The sequence below is a fragment of the Variovorax sp. P2_H12 genome, assembly GCF_056403395.1.
This window is the reverse complement of sequence record NZ_JBFUFO010000002.1, coordinates 37,959-56,523: the sequence shown is the minus strand read 5'-3', so window position 1 is coordinate 56,523 and position 18,565 is coordinate 37,959. Positions and strand designations below refer to the sequence as shown.

Below are 18,565 nucleotides of genomic sequence, written 5' to 3'. Positions count from 1 at the left end.
TCAGGCGTGCGCCGGATGGGCGAGGGTTGCGGCGCTCTCGGCATCCATGGCCCGCGCGTTGGCCGCGGCGTCGCTCTCGGAGAGCAGCTCGCTCTCCCACTTGGCCACCACCGCGGTGGCGATCGAATTGCCCACCGCATTGGTGGCGGAGCGCCCCATGTCCAGGAAGGTGTCGACGCCGAGGATCAGCAACAGTCCGGCTTCGGGGATGTTGAACTGGTTCAGGGTCGCGGCGATCACCACCAGCGAGGCGCGCGGCACGCCGGCCATGCCCTTGGAGGTCAGCATCAGGATCAGCAGCATCGTGATCTGAGTGCCGATCGACAGCGGGATGTCGTAGGCCTGGGCGATGAACAGCACGGCGAAGGTGCAGTACATCATCGAGCCGTCGAGGTTGAACGAGTAGCCCATCGGCATCACGAAGCTGGAGATCTTGCGCTTGACGCCGAAGCGGTCGAGCGCGATCAGGATCTTCGGATAGGCGGCCTCCGAACTCGCCGTTGCGAAGGACAGCAGGAAGGGCTCGCGGATCAGCTTCAGCAGCGTCACGATGCGTGGCCCCAGGAAGACAAAGCCGGCCAGCGCCAGCAAGCCCCACAGCATGAACAGGCTCAGGTAGAAGCCGCCCATGAAGACCGCGAACTTGAGCAGGATGCCCAGGCCGTTGGTGGCGACGGTGGCGGCCATCGCGGCCATCACGGCGAGCGGGGCGAGCTTCATCACGTAGCCGGTGATCTTGAGCATCGCGTGCGAGAGCTCGTCGATGGCGTTGATCAGCGTGCGGGCCTTTTCGCCGAGCGAGGCCAGGGCGACGCCGAAAAACATCGAGAACACCACGATCTGCAGGATCTCGTTATTGGCCATGGCCTCGAAGAAGGACTTCGGAACCACGTGGCTGACGAAATCCTTCAGCGTGAACTTGGAGGTCGCGAGGTTGGCGGAAGACCCGATGTCGGGCAGCGGCAGGCCCAGGTTGTGGCCCGGCTGCAGCAGGTTGGCCATGACCAGGCCCAGCACCAGCGAGATCAGCGAGGCGGTGATGAACCAGCCCAGCGCCTTGCCGAACACGCGGCCGACCGCGGCGGCGTCGCCCATGTGGGCGATCCCGACCACCAGCGTCGAGAAGACCAGCGGCCCGATCAGCATCTTGATCAGGCGCAGGAAGACGTCCGACATGATCGAGATGTAGCCCGCGATCTCGGCTGCGGTCTTCTTGTCCGGGAAATTGACGAAGACCATGTAGCCGATCAAGATCCCGATCAGCATCGCGACCAGAATCCAGGCTGCCGGCGGCAGTTTCCTTCTCATGGCGACTCCTTGTGCGGGTTGTTCCGAAGCGCGGATTCCGCCGGGGGCGCGCAACAGCCGCCGCCGGTGGCGCTCATTTCAAGCGAAATTCGCACCGTTCGCAATGCCCCTGCGGATCCGGTGGCGCATCGCGAGGACCGCCCCAAATCTAGAATCGGGTCATGACCTCCAGCGCCCTCGACTTTCGTGGCCAGCCGGCCGTGCGCCTCGCGCTGCCTGACGGCGGCAGCTGTACCGTGGCCTTGCACGGCGCCCATGTGCTGTCCTGGATCACGGCCGATGGCGTGGAGCGGCTCTACCTGAGCCCCGAGGCCCGCTTCGATGGCCAGAGCGCGATCCGCGGCGGCGTGCCGGTCTGCTGGCCGCAGTTCAATCAGCGCGGATCGCTGCCCAAGCACGGCTTCGCCCGCAACCTGCCCTGGACCGCCGAGGCCCCGGAGGCCACCGGCCGGCGCGACACCGTGGTGCTGACGCTGCGCGACAGCGCGGCCACCCGCGCGCTCTGGCCGCATGCGTTCCGGGCCCGGCTGGCCGTCACCCTGGCGCCGCGGGCGCTGCGCATCGCGCTCACGATCGACAACAGCGGCAGCGGCCCGTTGTCCTTCGCGGCCGCGCTCCACAGCTACCTGCGGGTCGACGATGTCACCGTGGCCCGGCTCGAAGGCCTGCAGGGTGCCAACCGCTGGGATGCGGTGCGTGACGACCGGCATGTCGACATGGCGCCGGCGCAGGGCTTCGGCAGCGAGTTCGACAGCGTCTACGCCGCGCCCGCCCGGCCGCTTCGGCTGGTGCAGCCTTCGGGCACACTCGAGATCTCGCAAAGCGCGAGCTGCACCGAGACCGTGGTCTGGAACCCGGGCCCGCAGCTCTGCGCCAAGCTCGACGACCTGCCCGACGACGGCTGGCGCCAGATGCTCTGCGTCGAGGCCGCACGCATCGACGAACCCGTGCTGCTGGCGCCCGGTGCCCAGTGGCAAGGCTGGCAACAGCTCACGGTCGCCTGAACCCATCGCCTGAACCACACCATGCTTGCCAAACGAATCATTCCCTGCCTCGACGTCACCGGCGGCCGCGTCGTCAAGGGCGTCAATTTCGTCGAACTGCGCGACGCCGGCGACCCGGTCGAGATCGCGGCGCGCTACAACGCGCAAGGCGCCGACGAGCTGACCTTCCTCGACATCACCGCCACCAGCGACGGCCGCGACCTGATCCTGCCGATCATCGAGGCGGTGGCCTCCCAGGTCTTCATTCCGCTGACCGTCGGCGGTGGCGTGCGCACGGTGGCGGACGTGCGCCGGCTGCTCAATGCCGGTGCCGACAAGACCAGCTTCAATTCGGCTGCGATCGCCAATCCCCAGGTGATCGAGGACGCCTCGCGCAAGTACGGCGCCCAGTGCATCGTGGTGGCGATCGACGCCAAGCGGCGCACGCCCGAGGACGCCGCCACTCGCGGCCCGGGCTGGGACGTCTACAGCCATGGCGGGCGCAAGAACACCGGCCTCGACGCCGTGCAATGGGCCGTCGAGATGGCGCGCCGCGGCGCGGGCGAGATTCTGCTGACCAGCATGGACCGCGACGGCACCAAGAGCGGCTTCGACCTCGAGCTGACGCGGGCCGTGAGCGATGCGGTCAGCGTGCCGGTGATCGCCTCGGGCGGCGTCGGCAGCCTCGAGCACCTGGCCGACGGCATCCAGACCGGCGGCGCCGACGCGGTACTGGCGGCCAGCATCTTCCATTTCGGCGAGTTCACGGTCGGCGATGCCAAGCGGCAGATGGCGGCGCGCGGGATCCCGGTGCGGCTGTGACCGACAATACCCGGAAATGAAACACCCCCGAAGCGCCTGCGGCGCCCCGAGTCGCTGCCAGAGGCAGCGGCTCTTCGGGTCCGTCCAAGCCTGCGCAGGCAGGCTTGGAGCCGCGGACCTCAGCCCCTTGAAGGGGGCGATACCAGCGGCCCGGCAAAGCCGGTTCCGCGGTATCCCTGGCATCGGATCGCGCCGGTTTCTTGCGGCGCGGGTCACGCGACAGCGTGTTGGAACGATATGAACTGGCTCGATGAAGTGAAATGGGACGCGAACGGCCTGGTGCCGGTGATCGCGCAGGAACAGGGCAGCAACGACGTCCTGATGTTCGCCTGGATGGACCGCGAGGCGCTCGCCAAGACCGCCGAGACCCAGCGTGCCGTGTACTTCAGCCGCTCGCGCAAGAAGCTGTGGTTCAAGGGCGAGGAGTCCGGCCATGTGCAGACCGTGCACGAGATCCGGCTCGACTGCGACAACGACGTGGTGCTGCTCAAGGTCACGCAGCAGGGCCACGAGCCGGGCATCGCCTGCCACACGGGCCGCCACAGCTGTTTCTTCAGCAAGTACGAGAACGGCCAATGGACCGTCACCGAACCGGTCTTGAAAGACCCCGCTTCGATCTATAAATCCTCCCCGAGATGAGCACTGAAACACGCAATGCGGAAGATGCGCTCGCGCGCCTGGCCGCTGTCATCGAGAGCCGGCTGCCGGCACGCGGCGGCGACCCCGACCAGAGCTACGTCGCGCGCCTGCTGCACCGGGGCCCGGACGCCTTTCTCAAGAAGATCGGCGAGGAAGCCACCGAGGTCGTGATGGCCGCCAAGGATGCCGACCACGGCGGAGACCGGACGAAACTGGTGAACGAAGTGGCCGACCTGTGGTTCCACAGCATGGTGGCCCTGGCGCACTACGGTTTCTCGCCCGCCGACGTGGTGGCCGAACTCGAGCGCCGCGAAGGCACCAGCGGCATCGAGGAAAAAGCCCTGCGCAAGGCGCAGGACCGCGAAGCTTCCAACGACTGAAAGGAGCGCACGCCATGCCCAACGACATCGTGACCGTCGAGCCCGACGACTCGCTCAAGACCTGGGGCTGGGTCAGTTACATCCTGCATCTGGTGGTGGCGGTCGGCGCCGTGCTGCCCGGCGCCCAGGCCTCGATCGGCCTGCTGCTGATCGCGCTGGTGATCGACCTGGTCAAGCGCGAGGACGCTGCCGGCAGCTGGCAGGCCTCGCACTTCAGCTGGCGCATCCGTTCGGTGCTGTGGGCCGGCGTGCTGTACGTGCTGACTTCGTGGCTGTGGCTGCTCTTTCTCGTGCCGGGCTGGATCGCCTGGGCACTGATTTCGCTTTGGTTCCTCTATCGCATCGTCAAGGGGATGGTGCGCATGAACGCGGGCCGACCCATGGAAACAGGCAATGTCATCTGACCCGAACTGCATCTTCTGCAAAATCATCGAGGGCAAGATCCCGTCGCGCAAGGTCTATGAGGACGACGAGTTGTTCGTCTTCAACGACATCGCGCCCTGGGCGCCGGTGCATTTCATGATCGTTCCGAAACGCCACATTCCGTCGATGGCGCAGGTGACGTCCGACGACGCGGCGCTGCTGGGCAGGATCATGGCCCTGGCGCCCAAGCTGGCGGTCGAGCAGGGCTGCCGGCCCTACCCCCAGGGCGGGTTCCGCATCGTGGTCAACACGGGCGCCGAAGGCGGGCAGGAGGTGCACCATCTCCATGTGCACGTCATGGGCGGGCCCCGGCCATGGCTCAGGGGCTGATAGCCATCATTTCGGCCGGTCATTTCCCGGCGACTAAAATGCAACACATTCTTCAGGAGTAATCCATGGGTTCACTTTCCATCTGGCACTGGCTGATCGTGCTGCTCGTCGTCGTGATGATCTTCGGCACCAAGAAGCTCCGCAACATGGGATCCGACCTGGGCGGCGCCGTGAAGGGCTTCAAGGACGGCATGAAGGACGGCGCCTCGACCGACGCACCTGCCGCCCCGAACGCCCAGGTGACCGGCAACGCCACCGCCGACAAGTCGACGATCGACGTCGAAGCGCGTCAGAAGTCCTGAGCCAGACCGATCCGTGATCGACCTCGGCATCTCGAAACTGGCCCTCATCGGCGCGGTGGCGCTGATCGTCATCGGGCCGGAGAAGCTGCCGCGCGTGGCGCGCACCGTGGGCACCTTGCTCGGCAAGGCGCAGCGCTACGTGAATGACGTCAAGGCCGAGGTCAACCGCTCGATGGACCTCGACGAACTGCGCAAGATGAAGGACACGGTGCAGGACGCGGCGCGCGACGTCGAGCAGAGCATCCAGTCCAGCGCCAGCGATTTCGAGAAGCAGTTCTCCGAAAGCGGCCAGACGCTCTCGGCGCTGTCCGACACGGTGCCTTCCTTCCCCGAGTACAAGCACCCACGCAAGAACTGGCGCCTGAAACAGGGCGCCACGCCACAGTGGTACAAGGCGCGCAACGGCGTGCGCACCAAGGCGTTGTCGGGCGCGGCGCGCGTGGCCCGCTATCGCCCCCACAAGATCAACTAGCGCAAGCTGGCGACCCGGCCCGCGCGCMGCGCGCGCCGGAATCTCGAGCGCAGCGTCCCCCCACATGGCCGACCCCACCGACAAGAACAAAGAAGACGAACTGGCCGGCACCGAGCAGCCCTTCGTCCAGCACCTGATGGAGCTGCGGGATCGCCTGCTCTACTGTGTCTACGGCCTGGTCGTGGCCGGCCTTCTGCTGGCCATCTGGCCCGGACCGGCCGGACTGATCGACATGATCGCGGTGCCGATCCGCGCCCACATGCCGCCGGACGCCAAGCTGATCGCGATCGGCGTCTTCTCACCCTTTTTCGTGCCGCTCAAGGTGCTGGGCATGACGGCGGTGCTGCTGGCACTGCCCTGGCTCATGTACCAGTGCTGGATGTTCGTGGCGCCGGGCCTCTACAGCCACGAGAAGAAGTTCGCGCTGCCGCTGATCTTCTTCGGCAGCCTGCTGGCCTATGGCGGCATCGCTTTCGTGCAGTTCTTCGTGCTGGACAAGATGTTCGGCTTCATCCAGAAGTTCACGCCGCCGTCGGTCAATGCCACGCCCGACATCTCGTCCTACGTGGAGGCGATCCTGTCGCTCTACATCGCCTTCGGCGTCGCCTTCCAGGTGCCGATCGTGGTGATGCTGCTGGTGCGCTTCGAGCTCGTCACGATCGAGAAGCTGCGTTCGTTCCGCGGCTATTTCATCGTGCTGGCCTTCGTCGTCGCCGCGGTGCTGACGCCGCCGGACGTGGTCTCGCAGCTCGCGCTCGCGATCCCGATGTGCCTGCTGTACGAGGTCGGCATCATCGGCGCGCGCTACTTCTCGAAATCCACCAAGCCGACGGAAGAAAGCGCCGACTCGGCGCAGTCCTGAATTCCGGCCCCGCCGGGATTTCGATTCACTCGGTTTCGTTCGGCGTCCGCCGCACCGGCGACCGTGGCCGCAGGCCCGGCGTGACGTCCAGCTCCAGCTTGTCGCTGCCGCGCTGCAGCGCGAAGCGGGTCGCCGTGCCGGGCTTGAGGCCGGCCACCGCGCTCAGCAGTTCCTGGGTGTTGCCGATGCTCTTCTCGCCGACGCCGGTGATCACGTCGCCGGGGCGCACGCCGGCCTTGGCCGCCGGGCCGTTCTGCAGCACGCCCGTGATGATCACGCCGGCGCTCGCCTTGACGCCGAAGGTCTCGGCCAGCTCGGGCGAGAGGTCGTTCGGCTCGACGCCGATCCAGCCGCGCGTGACCTTGCCGGACGTCACGATGTCCTCGAGCACCTGCTTGGCGGTCGAGACCGGAATCGCGAAGCCGATGCCCATGCTGCCGCCCGAGCGCGAATAGATCGCGGTGTTGATGCCCTCGAGGTTGCCGTTGACGTCGATCAGCGCCCCGCCCGAGTTGCCCGGGTTGATGGCTGCGTCGGTCTGGATGAAGTTCTCGAAGGTGTTGATGCCGAGCTGGTTGCGCCCGAGCGCCGAGACGATCCCGCTGGTGACCGTCTGGCCGACGCCGAAGGGGTTGCCGATGGCCAGCACCTGGTCGCCGACCTGCAGCGCGTCGGAGTTCCCCAGCACGATCACCGGCAGCTTGTCGAGCTCGATCTTGAGTACCGCGAGGTCGGTGTCGGGGTCGGTGCCGATCACCTTGCCGCGCGCATGGCGGCTGTCGTTGAGCGTGACGTCGATCTCGTCCGCGCCTTCGACGACATGGTTGTTGGTGAGGATGTAGCCGTCGGCGCTGACGATCACGCCGCTGCCGAGCCCGACCTGTGGCTGGTCGCCCTGGTCGCCGAAGAAGAAGCGGAACCACGGGTCGTTGTTGCGCGGCGCTCGCTGCGCCGCCTTGCTGGTGTTGATGCTGACCACCGCGGGCGAGGCCTTCTTGGCCGCAGCGCTCAGGCTGCCGGCGGTGGGGGGGCCGGCGGGCGCGGTGGGGGCCTCGATCACAGAGACCAGGCCGTTGAGCGGGCCGATGCGCCGGTTCAGCCACTCGGGCTTGAGCGTCGCGACGACGAAATAGGCCGCGAGCAGGATGGTCACGGCTTGGGCGAACAGCAGCCAGGTGCGTTTCATGAAGAGGCGGGCGAGACGTGGTGGGAAAACATGGAGGGCGGGCGTTGCGCCGTGGCCGGCGCCGAAGCTCCGATTGTCCCTCAAGGCTTCCGCTGCCCGGGCCCGTAGCACACCCCTGTGCACAAGGAGGAATTGGGGATAACCCTTGGAATTCATGGGTTTGCAGTTGGATGCGCTGCCGAGCCTGCGCCCGCCGGGGCCACAATGGCGCGATGAGCACCACCCGCCACGAACTCCTGCATGCGTTCGACCTGTTGCTTGCGCCCGCGCGCTTCAAGGACTACGGGCCCAACGGCCTGCAGGTCGAAGGCCGCATCAAGGTGCGAAAGATCGTCTCCGGCGTGACCGCGAGCCGGGCGCTGATCGAAGCCGCGATTCACGCCGAAGCGGACGCGATCTTCGTCCACCACGGCCTGTTCTGGCGCGGCCAGGACGGCCGCGTCACGGGCTGGATGCGGCAGCGCCTCGGCCTGCTGCTCGGCGACGACGTCAACCTGTTCGCCTATCACCTGCCGCTCGACGCCCATCCCGAGCTCGGCAACAACGCACAGCTCGGGCTTCGGCTCGGCCTGGTCGCGCATGCGGGTTCGACCGGCCGCTTCGGCGAGCAGGAACTCGGCTTCCTCGGTGCGCGCGACAACGGCGAGAGCTTCGCGAGCGCGAAGCAGTTGGCCTCGCACGTCGAGAAAGCGCTCGGCAAGCCGGTCACGCTGGTGGAGGGCGCGCAACGCCCGATCCGCAACATCGCCTGGTGCACGGGCGGCGCCCAGAGCTATTTCGAGGCTGCGGTCGCGGCCGGCGCCGATGCCTTCATCACGGGCGAGATCTCGGAGCCCCAGACCCACTACGCCCGCGAGCTCGGCGTCGCCTTCCTCGCCTGCGGCCACCATGCCACCGAACGCTATGGCGCCCCGGCCGTCGCGGGCCATGTGGCGGCGCAGCTGGGGCTGGCGCACGAATTCATCGACATCGACAATCCGGCGTGAGCTTCGAACCTTTGTCCCCCATCGCTGTCACGCTCGGCGACCCCGCGGGCATCGGGCCCGAGATCATCGCGAAGGCCTTTCGCGATGCGGCCGATGACTTGCGCGGATGTTTCGTGGCCGGCGATGTCGGCATCGTGCGTCGTGCCGCGCAGGCGATCGCTGCCGCCGGGGCGCCGGCCTTGCCGGTCGCGCTGATCGAGGCGGCGCGCGACGTGCGCGACACGCCGCCGGGCTGCATCCCCGTGCTGCAGGTGGTCGCGCCGCCTGGCGCGGTCATCGCGCACGGCGCGATCAGCGCGGCGGCGGGCCGCATTGCCGGCGATTGCGTGGTCTGGGCCGCACGCGCCGCGCTACGCGGCGAGATCGCCGCGATCGTCACTGCGCCCCTGCACAAGGAAGCGCTCGCGGCGGCCGGCTTCCCCTATCCGGGCCACACCGAATTGCTGCAGGCCGAGGCGGCCGCCCATCTCGGCCGGCCGCTGTCCGAGGTGCCGGTGCGCATGATGCTTGCCAACGACGAGCTGCGCACCGTGCTCGTGAGCATCCACATGTCGCTGCGCCATGCGATCGAAGCCGTGAGTTTCGATGGTGTGCTGCAGACACTGCGCATCGCGCACCAGGCGCTCGGGGCGGTGCTCGGGCGAACGCCCAGGATCGGGGTGGCGGGCCTCAATCCGCACGCGGGGGAGGGCGGTCTGTTCGGCTCCGAGGAGCGCGACATCATTGCGCCGGCGATCGCGGCCGCGCGGGCCGAAGGCATCGATGCCGACGGGCCCCATGCGCCCGACACCGTCTTCATGCGCGCCCGCGCCAAGGCCGATGGCGCGGGCGAGTTCGACGTGGTGATCGCGATGTACCACGACCAGGGATTGATCCCGGTGAAGTACCTGGGCGTGGAGAAGGGCGTGAACGTGACGCTCGGCCTGCCGCTGGTGCGCACCAGTCCCGATCACGGCACCGCGTTCGACATTGCGGGCACCGGCCGGGCCGACGCCTCCAGCCTGATCGAGGCCGTGCGGATGGCCCGGTCGCTGGCCCTTGCGCGCCTCACGAACGCTTGAGGCTGTCGCGGATCTCGCGCAGCAGCACGGTGTCTTCGGGCGTCGGCGCCGGCGCCGCTTCGCTGGTCTTGCGCAGCTTGTTGATCTGCTTGACCATCAGAAAGATGATGAAGGCCAGGATCACGAAGTTCACCGCGATGGTGATGAAGTTGCCGTAGGCCAGCACCGGCGCGCCGGCCTTCTTGAGCTCCACCAGCGTGTCGGCCACCCCGGCCGGCCTGGGCCCGAGCACGATGTAGAGATTCGAGAAGTCGAGCTTGCCGAAGATGAGGCCGACCAGCGGCATGATGATGTCGCTCACCAGCGAGTCGACGATCTTGCCGAAGGCCGCACCGATGATCACGCCGACCGCCAGGTCGATCACGTTGCCCTTGACGGCAAATTCGCGGAACTCTTTCAGAAAGCTCATGTCGTGCACCTCTTCCGGGGGATTGTTTTGAACGGCGGCCAGTATAGGGGTGGGGCTTCGTATCCATGTCCGATCGAGGGCTCGCGTCACGCGCCGCGCCGACGTTGAAATCGCCGCTTACGCTCCGCTACAATCGCGGGTTGACCCAAGCCCCTAGCGAAGAAGATTGAGGATCCCCATGAGTGACAGTACCGTGAGCACCGCCGGCCGACCCCGGATCGACACCAGCAAGCGGACATGGTTGATCGCATCAGGCTGCGCAGGCGCAGTGGGTGGTGTGGCCGTGGCCGTGCCGTTCGTGAGCTCGTTCCAGCCGTCCGAGAAAGCCAAGGCTGCCGGTGCGCCGGTCGAGGCCGACATCGGTGCCCTGCAGGTCGGCGAGAAGATGACCGTCGAATGGCGCGGCAAGCCGGTCTGGATCCTCAAGCGTTCGCCGGCGCAAGTCGCCGAGTTGCCCAAGCTCGATCCGCTGCTCGCCGATCCGCAATCCAAGCGCAACCCCGACGAGTTCACGCCGGCCTACGCCCGCAACGACCACCGTTCGATCAAGCCCGAGATCCTGGTGGTCGTGGGGATCTGCACCCACCTGGGCTGCTCGCCCATCGACAGGCTCCAGGCCGGCCCGCAGGCCTCGCTGCCCGACAACTGGGAAGGCGGTTTCCTGTGCCCCTGCCACGGCTCGACCTTCGACCTGGCCGGCCGCGTCTTCAAGAACAAGCCGGCACCCGACAACCTGCCGGTGCCGCCGCACATGTATCTCTCCGATACGCGCATCTTGATCGGCGACGACAAGAAGGCTTGAGGAGCAAGACATGGCTGAATTCAACGAAATCTCCCCCAATGCACCCGCCGGCGAGAAGCTGCTCAACTGGGTCGACAACCGCTTCCCGCTGACCAAGCTCTGGAACGACCAGTGGGGCAAGTACTACGCGCCGAAGAACTTCAACTTCTGGTACATCTTCGGTTCGCTCGCGATGCTGGTCCTCGTGATCCAGATCGTGACCGGCATCTTCCTCGTGATGCACTACAAGCCCGACGCCGCGCTGGCGTTCGGCTCGGTCGAGTACATCATGCGCGACGTGCCGTGGGGCTGGCTGATCCGCTACATGCACTCGACGGGGGCCTCGGCCTTCTTCATCGTGGTCTACCTGCACATGTTCCGCGGCCTGATGTACGGCAGCTACCGCAAGCCGCGCGAGCTGATCTGGATCTTCGGTTGCGCGATCTTCCTGTGCCTGATGGCCGAGGCCTTCATGGGCTACCTGCTTCCGTGGGGCCAGATGAGCTACTGGGGCGCTCAGGTGATCGTGAACCTGTTCGCCGCGATTCCCTTCGTCGGTCCTGACCTCGCGCTGCTGATCCGCGGCGACTACGTGGTGAGCGACGCCACGCTGAACCGCTTCTTCAGCTTCCACGTGATCGCCGTGCCGCTGGTGCTGCTCGGCCTGGTGGTCGCCCACCTGATCGCGCTGCACGAAGTGGGGTCCAACAACCCCGACGGCATCGAGATCAAGGCCAACCGCGGCGCCGACGGCCATCCGGTCGACGGCATCCCGTCGCACCCGTACTACACGGTGCACGACATCTTCGGCGTGGTGGTGTTCCTGACGATCTTCTCGGCCGTGATCTTCTTCGCGCCCGAGGCCGGCGGCTACTTCCTCGAGTACAACAACTTCATCCCGGCGGATTCGCTCAAGACGCCGAACCACATCGCGCCGGTCTGGTACTTCACGCCCTTCTATTCGATGCTGCGTGCCATCACCAGCGAGATGATGTATGCGCTGATCGCCTGCGTGGTCGGTGCGGCCGCCTACGGCGTCCTGAAGGCCCGCTTCCCCTCCTTCATCAAGGCCGGTGTCGCGGTCGTCGCCGTCGGCGTGGTCGCGATGATGCTGTCGATCGACGCCAAGTTCTGGGGTGTGCTGGTGATGGGCGGCGCGGTCGTCATCCTGTTCTTCCTGCCCTGGCTCGACCACAGCCCGGTCAAGTCGATCCGCTATCGCCCGAGCTGGCACAAGTATGTCTACGGTGTGTTCGTCGTCAACTTCGTGGTGCTCGCCTACCTCGGCGTGCAACCGCCGTCGCCGATCGGCGAGCGCGTGTCGCAGATCGGAACGCTCTTCTATTTCGGTTTCTTCCTGCTGATGCCGTGGTGGAGCCGCCTCGGCGAATTCAAGCCGGTCCCCGAGCGCGTGGTTTTCAACGCTCACTGACCGGGAGACAACAAGAATGAAGAAACTGATCCTCACGTTGATCGCGGCGCTCGGCATCGTCACGGGCGCGCAAGCGGCCGAAGGCGGCATCCCCTGGGACAAGGCGCCCAACCGCACCACCGACCTGGCCTCGCTGCAGAACGGTGCGAAGCTGTTCGTCAACTACTGCCTCAACTGCCACTCGGCGGCGTTCATGCGCTTCAACCGGCTGCAGGACCTCGGCATCACCGACCAGCAGATCAAGGACAACCTCCTGTTCACGACCGACAAGATCGGCGAGACCATGAAGGTCAACCTGGCACCGCAACAGGCCAAGGAATGGTTCGGCACGATTCCGCCCGACCTGACCCTGGTGGCGCGCTCGCGTGCCGGCCACGGCGGCACCGGTGCCGACTACCTCTACACCTATCTGCGCACCTTCTACCGCGACGACACCAAGGCCACCGGCTGGAACAACCTGGCGTTCCCGGCCGTGGCGATGCCGCACGTGATGTGGGAGCTGCAGGGCGAGCGACGTCCGGTCTTCGAGAAGGTCGAAGCCCACGGGCATGAAACCGAAGTGTTCAAGGGCTGGGAGCAGGTAAGCCCCGGCACCATGACGCCGATGCAGTTCGACCAGGCCGTGGGCGACCTCGTGAGCTATCTGCAGTGGATGGCCGAGCCGGCGCAGAACACCCGCATCCGCGTGGGCGTCTGGGTGTTGCTGTTCCTGCTCATGGCAGTGGTCTTCACGTGGCGGCTGAATGCCTCGTACTGGAAAGACGTCAAGTAATTCCACGCCGATCGGGCGCCTCGTGCGCCTGGTCCCGCAGAGTGGGTTGCGAACGCGACCCACTCTTTTTGATTTTTAGGAGTCTTTCGCCATGATGGTCCTTTATTCGGGAACGACCTGCCCCTTTTCCCATCGCTGCCGCTTCGTGCTGTTCGAGAAAGGCATGGATTTCGAGATTCGTGACGTCGACCTCTACAACAAGCCTGAAGACATCAATGTGATGAACCCGTACGGGCAGGTGCCGATTCTGGTCGAGCGCGACCTGATCCTGTACGAGTCGAACATCATCAACGAGTACATCGACGAGCGCTTCCCGCATCCGCAGCTGATGCCCGGCGACCCGGTCGACCGTGCACGCGTGCGCTTGTTCCTGCTCAACTTCGAGAAGGAATTGTTCGTGCATGTCTCGATGCTCGAGAACCGCACCACCAAGGGCAACGAGAAGGCCATCGAAAAGGCGCGCGCACACATCCGCGATCGCCTGACTCAGCTGGCGCCCGTGTTCCTCAAGAACAAGTACATGCTGGGCGACAACTTCTCGATGCTCGACGTCGCGATCGCACCGCTGCTGTGGCGCCTCGACTACTACGGAATCGACCTCAGCAAGAACGCGGCTCCGCTCCTGAAGTACGCCGAACGCATCTTCTCGCGCCCGGCCTACATCGAGGCGCTGACGCCGTCCGAAAAGGTCATGCGCAAGTGAGTCGCTGGCCCAGCCGCCCATGATCAACGCGCTCGAGTCGTCTTCCACCCGCCCGTACCTGATCCGGGCGCTGTACGAATGGTGCACCGACAACGGCTTCACGCCCTATGTCGCGGTGCAGGTGGACGACACGGTCCAGGTGCCGCGCGAGTACGTCAAGAACGGCGAGATCGTGCTGAACATCAGCTTCGACGCCACCAGTTCGCTCAAGCTCGGCAACGACTTCATCGAGTTCAAGGCCCGCTTCGCCGGCACGGCGCGCGAGATCAGCGTGCCGGTCGGCCGCGTGATCGCGATCTATGCGCGCGAGAACGGGCAGGGCATGGCTTTCCCGGCTCCCGCGCCGGCGCGGGCCGATGGCAGCGCCGCCCCACCAGCTGCCGCGACCCCGTCGGCCACTTCGACCCGCACGCCGCTGCGCGATGCGTCGCGCGGCACCGAGGGCGACGCCGGCAAGGTGGTGCATCTCGTGACCGGCGAGGGGGAGGACGCGGTCGAACCCGGCAGCACGCCGACCGACCCCGAGGATCCACCACGGCCGCCGGCCGGTGGCGGCGCGCGGCCATCGCTCAAGCGGATCAAGTGAGCATCGCGGCCGGGCCTGCCCCAGCCGCTAAAATCAAAATCCCGCCGCTTTAGCTCAGTTGGTAGAGCAACCGCCTTGTAAGCGGTAGGTCGTCAGTTCGATTCCGACAAGCGGCACCACTTTTTCGGGCATGGCCTCCTCACTGAACGCCGCCGACGACGTGCGCGGCCACTCCGCCGCCGCCGACGTGCGCGGCCACTTGCTGCCACGTCGCGCGATCGTCACGCAATGGATCCGCAAGACCCATGGCTGGTTCGGCCTCTGGGGTGCGATCCTCGGGCTGATCTTCGGCACCGCCGGCATCTGGCTCAACCACCGTGCCGTGCTGAAGTTGCCGATGGCGCAGCAGCGCATCAACGCCCAGCTGGCGCTCCCCGATCCGGCGCCTGCCAGCGCGCAGGACATGGCGGTCTGGCTGCAGGGCGCGCTGGAACAGAAGGGCCCGCCGAATTCGATGCGGACCGAGCCCGCGCGGCCGGTTGCCTGGAGCGAAAAGGGCAAGGCCGACCCGCTGATGCAGCCCGAGCGCTGGGTGTTCAACTTCGGCGGGCCCGACGCCGTCGTGCAAGCCGACTATTGGCGCGGCAACCGCTCGGTCGGGGTCACGACCACCCGCAACGGCGTCGTCGCGACGCTGGCCAACATGCACAAGGGCACGGGCATGCCGGTGGCGTGGATCCTGCTGGTCGACACACTGGCCGGTAGCCTGATTTTCCTGTCGATCTCGGGCGTGGCGTTGTGGATGCTCACCCACCGGCGACGCAGCGTGGGGCTGGCCATCTTCGGGACGTCGGTGGCGCTCACGCTGGGCTTGGCGATCGCCCAGCTCTGAAGGCCAGCGCCGCATTCAACGGCGTGACTGCACCTTTATCCGGATGGTCGCGACCTCCCATCCCCGCGACTTGAGCCGGGCCTGCAGCATCGGCGCCAACTGACGCAACTTGGCGGCCGCGGCGCTGCCGTTGACCAGCATGCACCAGACGTCGCCCTCGGCCGGCCCGGCCTGGATGCCGGGCCGCATCTCCGGCGGGATCAGATCCTGCACCGCGGCCAGCCGTTCGCTGGCATCGCGGGCCCGCGCGGCCAGGCTCGCGAGCGTGGGAGAACCCTCGGCGGCCTCGAGCAGGGTGAAGGCGTTGTGGCGGCGATTCATGGGCAATGGACAGTGGTCGGGAAGGTCGGGGCAAGGCGGCTAAAATCAGCGGTTTGCCGGCAATCCTGCGGGCCGGTCCGCTTGTCTTTTGACAAAGCGCGCCCAAGTTCGTTCTCCGTCTATCTTAGGGACTTCGGTCGAGGCGCCCGCATCCGGCGAGTGTGCATCGATCTCCATTCATGGCCACCAACTTCCTGACCCAAATTTTCGGCAGTCGCAACGACCGGCTCTTGAAGCAGTATCGCAAGACAGTCGAACGCATCAACGCGTTGGAACCGTCCTTCGAGAAGCTCGACGACGACGCGCTGCGCGCCAAGACGCAGGAGTTCAAGGACCGTGTCGCCAAGGGCGAGTCGCTCGACGACCTGCTGCCTGAAGCGTTCGCCACGGTGCGGGAAGCGTCGAAGCGGATCATGAAGATGCGCCATTTCGACGTCCAGCTGCTGGGCGGCATGGCGCTGCACAACGGCAAGATCTCCGAAATGCGCACCGGCGAGGGCAAGACCCTGACGGCCACGCTGCCGGTGTACCTCAATGCGCTCACCGGCAAGGGCGTGCACGTGGTCACGGTGAACGACTACCTCGCCGGCCGCGACGCCAAGTGGATGGGCCGCCTCTACAACTACCTCGGGCTGTCGGTCGGCATCAACCTGCCGCAAATGCCGCGCGAGGAGAAGCAGCAGGCCTACGGCAGCGACATCACCTATGGCACCAACAACGAGTACGGCTTCGACTACCTGCGCGACAACATGGTGTACGAGCCGGGCGACCGGGTCCAGCGCGGGCTGAACTACGCGATCGTCGACGAGGTGGACTCGATCCTGATCGACGAAGCGCGCACGCCGCTGATCATCAGCGGCCAGGCCGAGGACCACACCGAGCTCTACCTGGCGATCAACAAGGTCGTGCCGCTGCTGGTCAAGCAGGAAGGCGAGGCCGATCCGCGCACTGGCGAAGGCGTCACCAAGCCCGGCGACTTCACGGTCGACGAGAAGACCCACCAGGTGTTCCTGACCGAAGACGGCCACGAGAAGGCCGAGCAGGTGCTGTCCGAGTTCAAGCTGCTGCCCGAGGGCGCGTCGCTCTACGATCCGGCCAACATCACATTGATGCATCACCTGAATGCGGCGCTGCGGGCGCGCCATCTCTACCATCGCGACCAGCACTACGTGGTGCAGCAGGGCGAGGTCGTGATCGTCGATGAATTCACCGGCCGCCTGATGACCGGCCGCCGCTGGAGCGATGGCCTGCACCAGGCCGTGGAGGCCAAGGAAGGCGTCGAGATCCAGGCCGAGAACCAGACCCTGGCCTCGATCACCTTCCAGAACTACTTCCGGCTCTACGCCAAGCTCGCCGGCATGACCGGCACGGCCGACACCGAGGCCTACGAGTTCCAGGAGATCTACGGCCTCGAGACCATGATCATTCCGCCGAACCGGCAGAGCAGGCGCGAGGACCAGCTCGACCGCGTCTACAAGACCACGCGCGAGAAATACGACGCCGCGATCCAGGACATCCGCGAGTGCTACGAGCGCGGCCAGCCGGTGCTTGTCGGCACCTCGTCGATCGAGAATTCCGAGATCATCGACGGCCTGCTTGAGAAGGCCGGCCTGCCGCACCAGGTGCTGAACGCCAAGCAGCATGCGCGCGAAGCCGAGATCGTGGCCCAGGCCGGCCGCACCAAGATGATCACGATCGCGACCAACATGGCGGGCCGCGGGACCGACATCGTGCTCGGCGGCAACGTCGAGAAGATGATCGAGGCAGTGGAAGCCGACGAGTCCGTCGACGATGCCGCCAAGGCCGAACAGATCGCACGGCTGCGCGCCCAATGGGACAAGGACCACGAGTTCGTGAAGTCGCTCGGCGGCCTGCGCATCATCGCCACCGAGCGTCATGAGTCGCGCCGCATCGACAACCAGCTGCGCGGCCGATCGGGCCGCCAGGGCGACCCGGGCTCCTCGCGCTTCTATCTGGGCCTGGACGACCCGCTGATGCGCATCTTCGCGGGCGACCGCGTGAAGGCGATCATGGACCGCCTCAAGATGCCCGACGGCGAGGCGATCGAAGCCGGCATCGTGACCCGCAGCATCGAGAGCGCGCAGCGCAAGGTCGAGGCGCGCAACTTCGACGTGCGCAAGCAGTTGCTCGAGTACGACGACGTCTCGAACGACCAGCGCAAGGTGATCTACCAGCAGCGCAACGACATCCTCGACGCCACCGATCTGAGCGCGCAGATCGAGGCGCTGCGCGAAGGCTGCTTCACCGACCTGGTGCGTCAGTACGTGCCGGCCGAATCGGTCGAGGAGCAATGGCAGCTGGCCGGGCTCGAGAAGACCCTGGCCGACGAGTGGGGCCTGCAGCTCCCGCTGCAGAAGGAAGTCGAGGCCGCGACTGCGATCGGCGACGAGGACGTGGTCGAGAAGGTGGTCGCCGCCGGCAACGAGGCCTTCAGCGCCAAGGTCGCGCTGATCGGCCAGGAGAACTTCACGCAGTTCGAGCGCATGGTGCTGTTGCAGAGCATCGACACCCATTGGCGCGAGCACCTGGCTTCGCTGGACTACCTGCGCCAGGGCATCCACCTGCGCGGCTATGCGCAGAAGCAGCCCAAGCAGGAATACAAGCGCGAGGCCTTCGAGCTCTTCGGCCAGTTGCTCGACTCGGTCAAGAACGAGGTCACGCGCCAGCTCATGACGGTGCGCGTGCAGTCCGGCGAACAGCTCGAGGAAGCTGCCGACGCCATGGAAAGCCGCGGCGAGAACCTCGCCAACATCACCTACACGGCGCCGACCGAAACCGGCGAGGTCGAGGTCCGGGTCGACGAGGAAAGCCTGCGCCGCCAGGCGGCCGGCGGCCTGAGTGCCGGTGCCGCGGCCTTCGCGCGCGTCGGCCGCAACGACCCGTGTCCGTGCGGCAGCGGCAAGAAATTCAAGCAGTGCCACGGCAAGCTCACCTGACAGCAACGACCAGGATTT

The 18,565-nt window shown here is 66.4% G+C and carries 22 protein-coding genes and 1 tRNA gene; 19 read left to right on the top strand and 4 right to left on the bottom strand.

Translation table 11 applies throughout. The features are described 5' to 3' along the window. Nucleotides 1-1,308 carry a dicarboxylate/amino acid:cation symporter gene (locus AC1DYK_RS01865; RefSeq protein ID WP_478164706.1) on the bottom strand — a complete coding sequence of 436 codons (1,308 nt, stop codon included), beginning with the start codon at nucleotides 1,306-1,308 and terminating at the stop codon, nucleotides 1-3. A 161-nt stretch (nucleotides 1,309-1,469) separates the two neighbouring features. Between AC1DYK_RS01865 and AC1DYK_RS01860 the strand changes: the two genes are divergently transcribed. The 9 genes from AC1DYK_RS01860 (at nucleotide 1,470) to tatC (ending at nucleotide 6,521) form a co-directional block, all read left to right on the top strand. After that, nucleotides 1,470-2,312: a D-hexose-6-phosphate mutarotase gene (locus AC1DYK_RS01860; RefSeq protein ID WP_478164705.1), complete on the top strand. Its 843-nt coding sequence runs from the start codon at nucleotides 1,470-1,472 to the stop codon at nucleotides 2,310-2,312. A gap of 21 nt (nucleotides 2,313-2,333) precedes the next feature. Next, on the top strand, nucleotides 2,334-3,113 hold the full coding sequence (gene hisF / locus AC1DYK_RS01855; protein ID WP_478088901.1) for an imidazole glycerol phosphate synthase subunit HisF: 780 nt from the start codon (nucleotides 2,334-2,336) through the stop codon (nucleotides 3,111-3,113). A gap of 237 nt (nucleotides 3,114-3,350) precedes the next feature. Continuing rightward, entirely contained in the window at nucleotides 3,351-3,752 is a 402-nt protein-coding gene (hisI, locus tag AC1DYK_RS01850; RefSeq protein WP_478164704.1) for a phosphoribosyl-AMP cyclohydrolase, read from the top strand. Beyond that, entirely contained in the window at nucleotides 3,749-4,132 is a 384-nt protein-coding gene (locus tag AC1DYK_RS01845) for a phosphoribosyl-ATP diphosphatase (RefSeq protein WP_478164703.1), read from the top strand. Before hisI ends, AC1DYK_RS01845 begins: the two co-directional genes overlap by 4 nt. 14 nt (nucleotides 4,133-4,146) lie before the next feature. Continuing rightward, the gene (locus tag AC1DYK_RS01840) at nucleotides 4,147-4,536 is read left to right on the top strand and encodes a DUF4870 family protein (RefSeq protein WP_478088905.1); all 390 of its coding nucleotides are present in this window, start codon (nucleotides 4,147-4,149) and stop codon (nucleotides 4,534-4,536) included. After that, a complete protein-coding gene (locus AC1DYK_RS01835; RefSeq protein ID WP_478088906.1) occupies nucleotides 4,526-4,885 on the top strand; it encodes a histidine triad nucleotide-binding protein in 360 nt (119 codons plus the stop codon). The genes AC1DYK_RS01840 and AC1DYK_RS01835 overlap by 11 nt, the downstream gene beginning before the upstream one ends. Before the next feature lie 65 nt (nucleotides 4,886-4,950). Continuing rightward, entirely contained in the window at nucleotides 4,951-5,187 is a 237-nt protein-coding gene (gene tatA / locus AC1DYK_RS01830; protein WP_478088907.1) for a Sec-independent protein translocase subunit TatA, read from the top strand. 13 nt (nucleotides 5,188-5,200) lie between these two features. Then, nucleotides 5,201-5,659 carry a Sec-independent protein translocase protein TatB gene (gene tatB, locus AC1DYK_RS01825; protein ID WP_478088909.1) on the top strand — a complete coding sequence of 153 codons (459 nt, stop codon included), beginning with the start codon at nucleotides 5,201-5,203 and terminating at the stop codon, nucleotides 5,657-5,659. A gap of 64 nt (nucleotides 5,660-5,723) precedes the next feature. After that, complete coding sequence (gene tatC, locus AC1DYK_RS01820) at nucleotides 5,724-6,521, top strand: twin-arginine translocase subunit TatC (RefSeq protein WP_478164702.1); 798 nt, start codon at nucleotides 5,724-5,726, stop codon at nucleotides 6,519-6,521. Nucleotides 6,522-6,546: 25 nt separating this feature from the next. Here tatC and AC1DYK_RS01815 read toward each other — a convergent pair whose 3' ends face one another. After that, nucleotides 6,547-7,707, bottom strand: a complete 1,161-nt coding sequence (locus AC1DYK_RS01815; RefSeq protein WP_478164701.1) for a S1C family serine protease — start codon at nucleotides 7,705-7,707, stop codon at nucleotides 6,547-6,549. A gap of 212 nt (nucleotides 7,708-7,919) precedes the next feature. Between AC1DYK_RS01815 and AC1DYK_RS01810 the strand changes: the two genes are divergently transcribed. Together AC1DYK_RS01810 and pdxA are read left to right on the top strand one after the other, a co-directional pair. Continuing rightward, complete coding sequence (locus tag AC1DYK_RS01810; protein ID WP_478164700.1) at nucleotides 7,920-8,693, top strand: Nif3-like dinuclear metal center hexameric protein; 774 nt, start codon at nucleotides 7,920-7,922, stop codon at nucleotides 8,691-8,693. Nucleotides 8,694-8,704: 11 nt separating this feature from the next. Continuing rightward, nucleotides 8,705-9,754: a 4-hydroxythreonine-4-phosphate dehydrogenase PdxA gene (gene pdxA, locus AC1DYK_RS01805; protein WP_478164699.1), complete on the top strand. Its 1,050-nt coding sequence runs from the start codon at nucleotides 8,705-8,707 to the stop codon at nucleotides 9,752-9,754. Here pdxA and mscL read toward each other — a convergent pair. Continuing rightward, a complete protein-coding gene (gene mscL / locus AC1DYK_RS01800; protein WP_442284713.1) occupies nucleotides 9,741-10,163 on the bottom strand; it encodes a large conductance mechanosensitive channel protein MscL in 423 nt (140 codons plus the stop codon). The genes pdxA and mscL overlap by 14 nt on opposite strands. A 178-nt stretch (nucleotides 10,164-10,341) precedes the next feature. Here mscL and petA point away from each other — a divergent pair, with 178 nt between their 5' ends. From petA to AC1DYK_RS01765, 7 genes are all read left to right on the top strand, one after another. Further along, complete coding sequence (gene petA / locus AC1DYK_RS01795; RefSeq protein ID WP_442284712.1) at nucleotides 10,342-10,965, top strand: ubiquinol-cytochrome c reductase iron-sulfur subunit; 624 nt, start codon at nucleotides 10,342-10,344, stop codon at nucleotides 10,963-10,965. Between the two features lie 10 nt (nucleotides 10,966-10,975). Continuing rightward, nucleotides 10,976-12,376: a cytochrome b gene (locus tag AC1DYK_RS01790; RefSeq protein WP_478164698.1), complete on the top strand. Its 1,401-nt coding sequence runs from the start codon at nucleotides 10,976-10,978 to the stop codon at nucleotides 12,374-12,376. 16 nt (nucleotides 12,377-12,392) lie between these two features. Further along, complete coding sequence (locus tag AC1DYK_RS01785) at nucleotides 12,393-13,148, top strand: cytochrome c1 (protein WP_478092264.1); 756 nt, start codon at nucleotides 12,393-12,395, stop codon at nucleotides 13,146-13,148. 91 nt (nucleotides 13,149-13,239) lie between these two features. Then, nucleotides 13,240-13,851 (top strand): glutathione S-transferase N-terminal domain-containing protein, encoded by a 612-nt coding sequence (locus tag AC1DYK_RS01780; RefSeq protein WP_478092262.1) that lies wholly within the window; start codon nucleotides 13,240-13,242, stop codon nucleotides 13,849-13,851. A gap of 19 nt (nucleotides 13,852-13,870) precedes the next feature. Then, nucleotides 13,871-14,437, top strand: coding sequence for a ClpXP protease specificity-enhancing factor (locus AC1DYK_RS01775; RefSeq protein WP_478164697.1), 567 nt, complete (start codon nucleotides 13,871-13,873; stop codon nucleotides 14,435-14,437). Between the two features lie 43 nt (nucleotides 14,438-14,480). Then, nucleotides 14,481-14,556 (top strand) — tRNA-Thr (locus AC1DYK_RS01770). A gap of 11 nt (nucleotides 14,557-14,567) precedes the next feature. Next, nucleotides 14,568-15,269, top strand: coding sequence for a PepSY-associated TM helix domain-containing protein (locus AC1DYK_RS01765; RefSeq protein ID WP_478164696.1), 702 nt, complete (start codon nucleotides 14,568-14,570; stop codon nucleotides 15,267-15,269). A 15-nt stretch (nucleotides 15,270-15,284) separates the two neighbouring features. Here AC1DYK_RS01765 and AC1DYK_RS01760 read toward each other — a convergent pair whose 3' ends face one another. Then, nucleotides 15,285-15,590: a hypothetical protein gene (locus tag AC1DYK_RS01760; protein ID WP_478164695.1), complete on the bottom strand. Its 306-nt coding sequence runs from the start codon at nucleotides 15,588-15,590 to the stop codon at nucleotides 15,285-15,287. Between the two features lie 179 nt (nucleotides 15,591-15,769). Between AC1DYK_RS01760 and secA the strand changes: the two genes are divergently transcribed. After that, nucleotides 15,770-18,547 carry a preprotein translocase subunit SecA gene (gene secA, locus AC1DYK_RS01755; protein WP_478164694.1) on the top strand — a complete coding sequence of 926 codons (2,778 nt, stop codon included), beginning with the start codon at nucleotides 15,770-15,772 and terminating at the stop codon, nucleotides 18,545-18,547. Nucleotides 18,548-18,565 lie beyond the last annotated feature (18 nt).

Bases quoted from the DNA above. Each gene is read 5' to 3' on its own strand.
- petA (WP_442284712.1), top strand. From the start codon at position 10,342: ATGAGTGACAGTACCGTGAGCACCGCCGGCCGACCCCGGATCGACACC.
- AC1DYK_RS01785 (WP_478092264.1), top strand. From the start codon at position 12,393: ATGAAGAAACTGATCCTCACGTTGATCGCGGCGCTCGGCATCGTCACG.
- mscL (WP_442284713.1), bottom strand. From the start codon at position 10,163: ATGAGCTTTCTGAAAGAGTTCCGCGAATTTGCCGTCAAGGGCAACGTG.
- tatA (WP_478088907.1), top strand. From the start codon at position 4,951: ATGGGTTCACTTTCCATCTGGCACTGGCTGATCGTGCTGCTCGTCGTC.
- AC1DYK_RS01865 (WP_478164706.1), bottom strand. From the start codon at position 1,308: ATGAGAAGGAAACTGCCGCCGGCAGCCTGGATTCTGGTCGCGATGCTG.
- AC1DYK_RS01760 (WP_478164695.1), bottom strand. From the start codon at position 15,590: ATGAATCGCCGCCACAACGCCTTCACCCTGCTCGAGGCCGCCGAGGGT.
- AC1DYK_RS01840 (WP_478088905.1), top strand. From the start codon at position 4,147: ATGCCCAACGACATCGTGACCGTCGAGCCCGACGACTCGCTCAAGACC.
- AC1DYK_RS01765 (WP_478164696.1), top strand. From the start codon at position 14,568: ATGGCCTCCTCACTGAACGCCGCCGACGACGTGCGCGGCCACTCCGCC.
- tatC (WP_478164702.1), top strand. From the start codon at position 5,724: ATGGCCGACCCCACCGACAAGAACAAAGAAGACGAACTGGCCGGCACC.
- hisI (WP_478164704.1), top strand. From the start codon at position 3,351: ATGAACTGGCTCGATGAAGTGAAATGGGACGCGAACGGCCTGGTGCCG.
- AC1DYK_RS01815 (WP_478164701.1), bottom strand. From the start codon at position 7,707: ATGAAACGCACCTGGCTGCTGTTCGCCCAAGCCGTGACCATCCTGCTC.
- AC1DYK_RS01790 (WP_478164698.1), top strand. From the start codon at position 10,976: ATGGCTGAATTCAACGAAATCTCCCCCAATGCACCCGCCGGCGAGAAG.
- AC1DYK_RS01810 (WP_478164700.1), top strand. From the start codon at position 7,920: ATGAGCACCACCCGCCACGAACTCCTGCATGCGTTCGACCTGTTGCTT.
- AC1DYK_RS01835 (WP_478088906.1), top strand. From the start codon at position 4,526: ATGTCATCTGACCCGAACTGCATCTTCTGCAAAATCATCGAGGGCAAG.
- AC1DYK_RS01780 (WP_478092262.1), top strand. From the start codon at position 13,240: ATGATGGTCCTTTATTCGGGAACGACCTGCCCCTTTTCCCATCGCTGC.
- secA (WP_478164694.1), top strand. From the start codon at position 15,770: ATGGCCACCAACTTCCTGACCCAAATTTTCGGCAGTCGCAACGACCGG.
- AC1DYK_RS01845 (WP_478164703.1), top strand. From the start codon at position 3,749: ATGAGCACTGAAACACGCAATGCGGAAGATGCGCTCGCGCGCCTGGCC.
- AC1DYK_RS01860 (WP_478164705.1), top strand. From the start codon at position 1,470: ATGACCTCCAGCGCCCTCGACTTTCGTGGCCAGCCGGCCGTGCGCCTC.
- AC1DYK_RS01775 (WP_478164697.1), top strand. From the start codon at position 13,871: ATGATCAACGCGCTCGAGTCGTCTTCCACCCGCCCGTACCTGATCCGG.
- hisF (WP_478088901.1), top strand. From the start codon at position 2,334: ATGCTTGCCAAACGAATCATTCCCTGCCTCGACGTCACCGGCGGCCGC.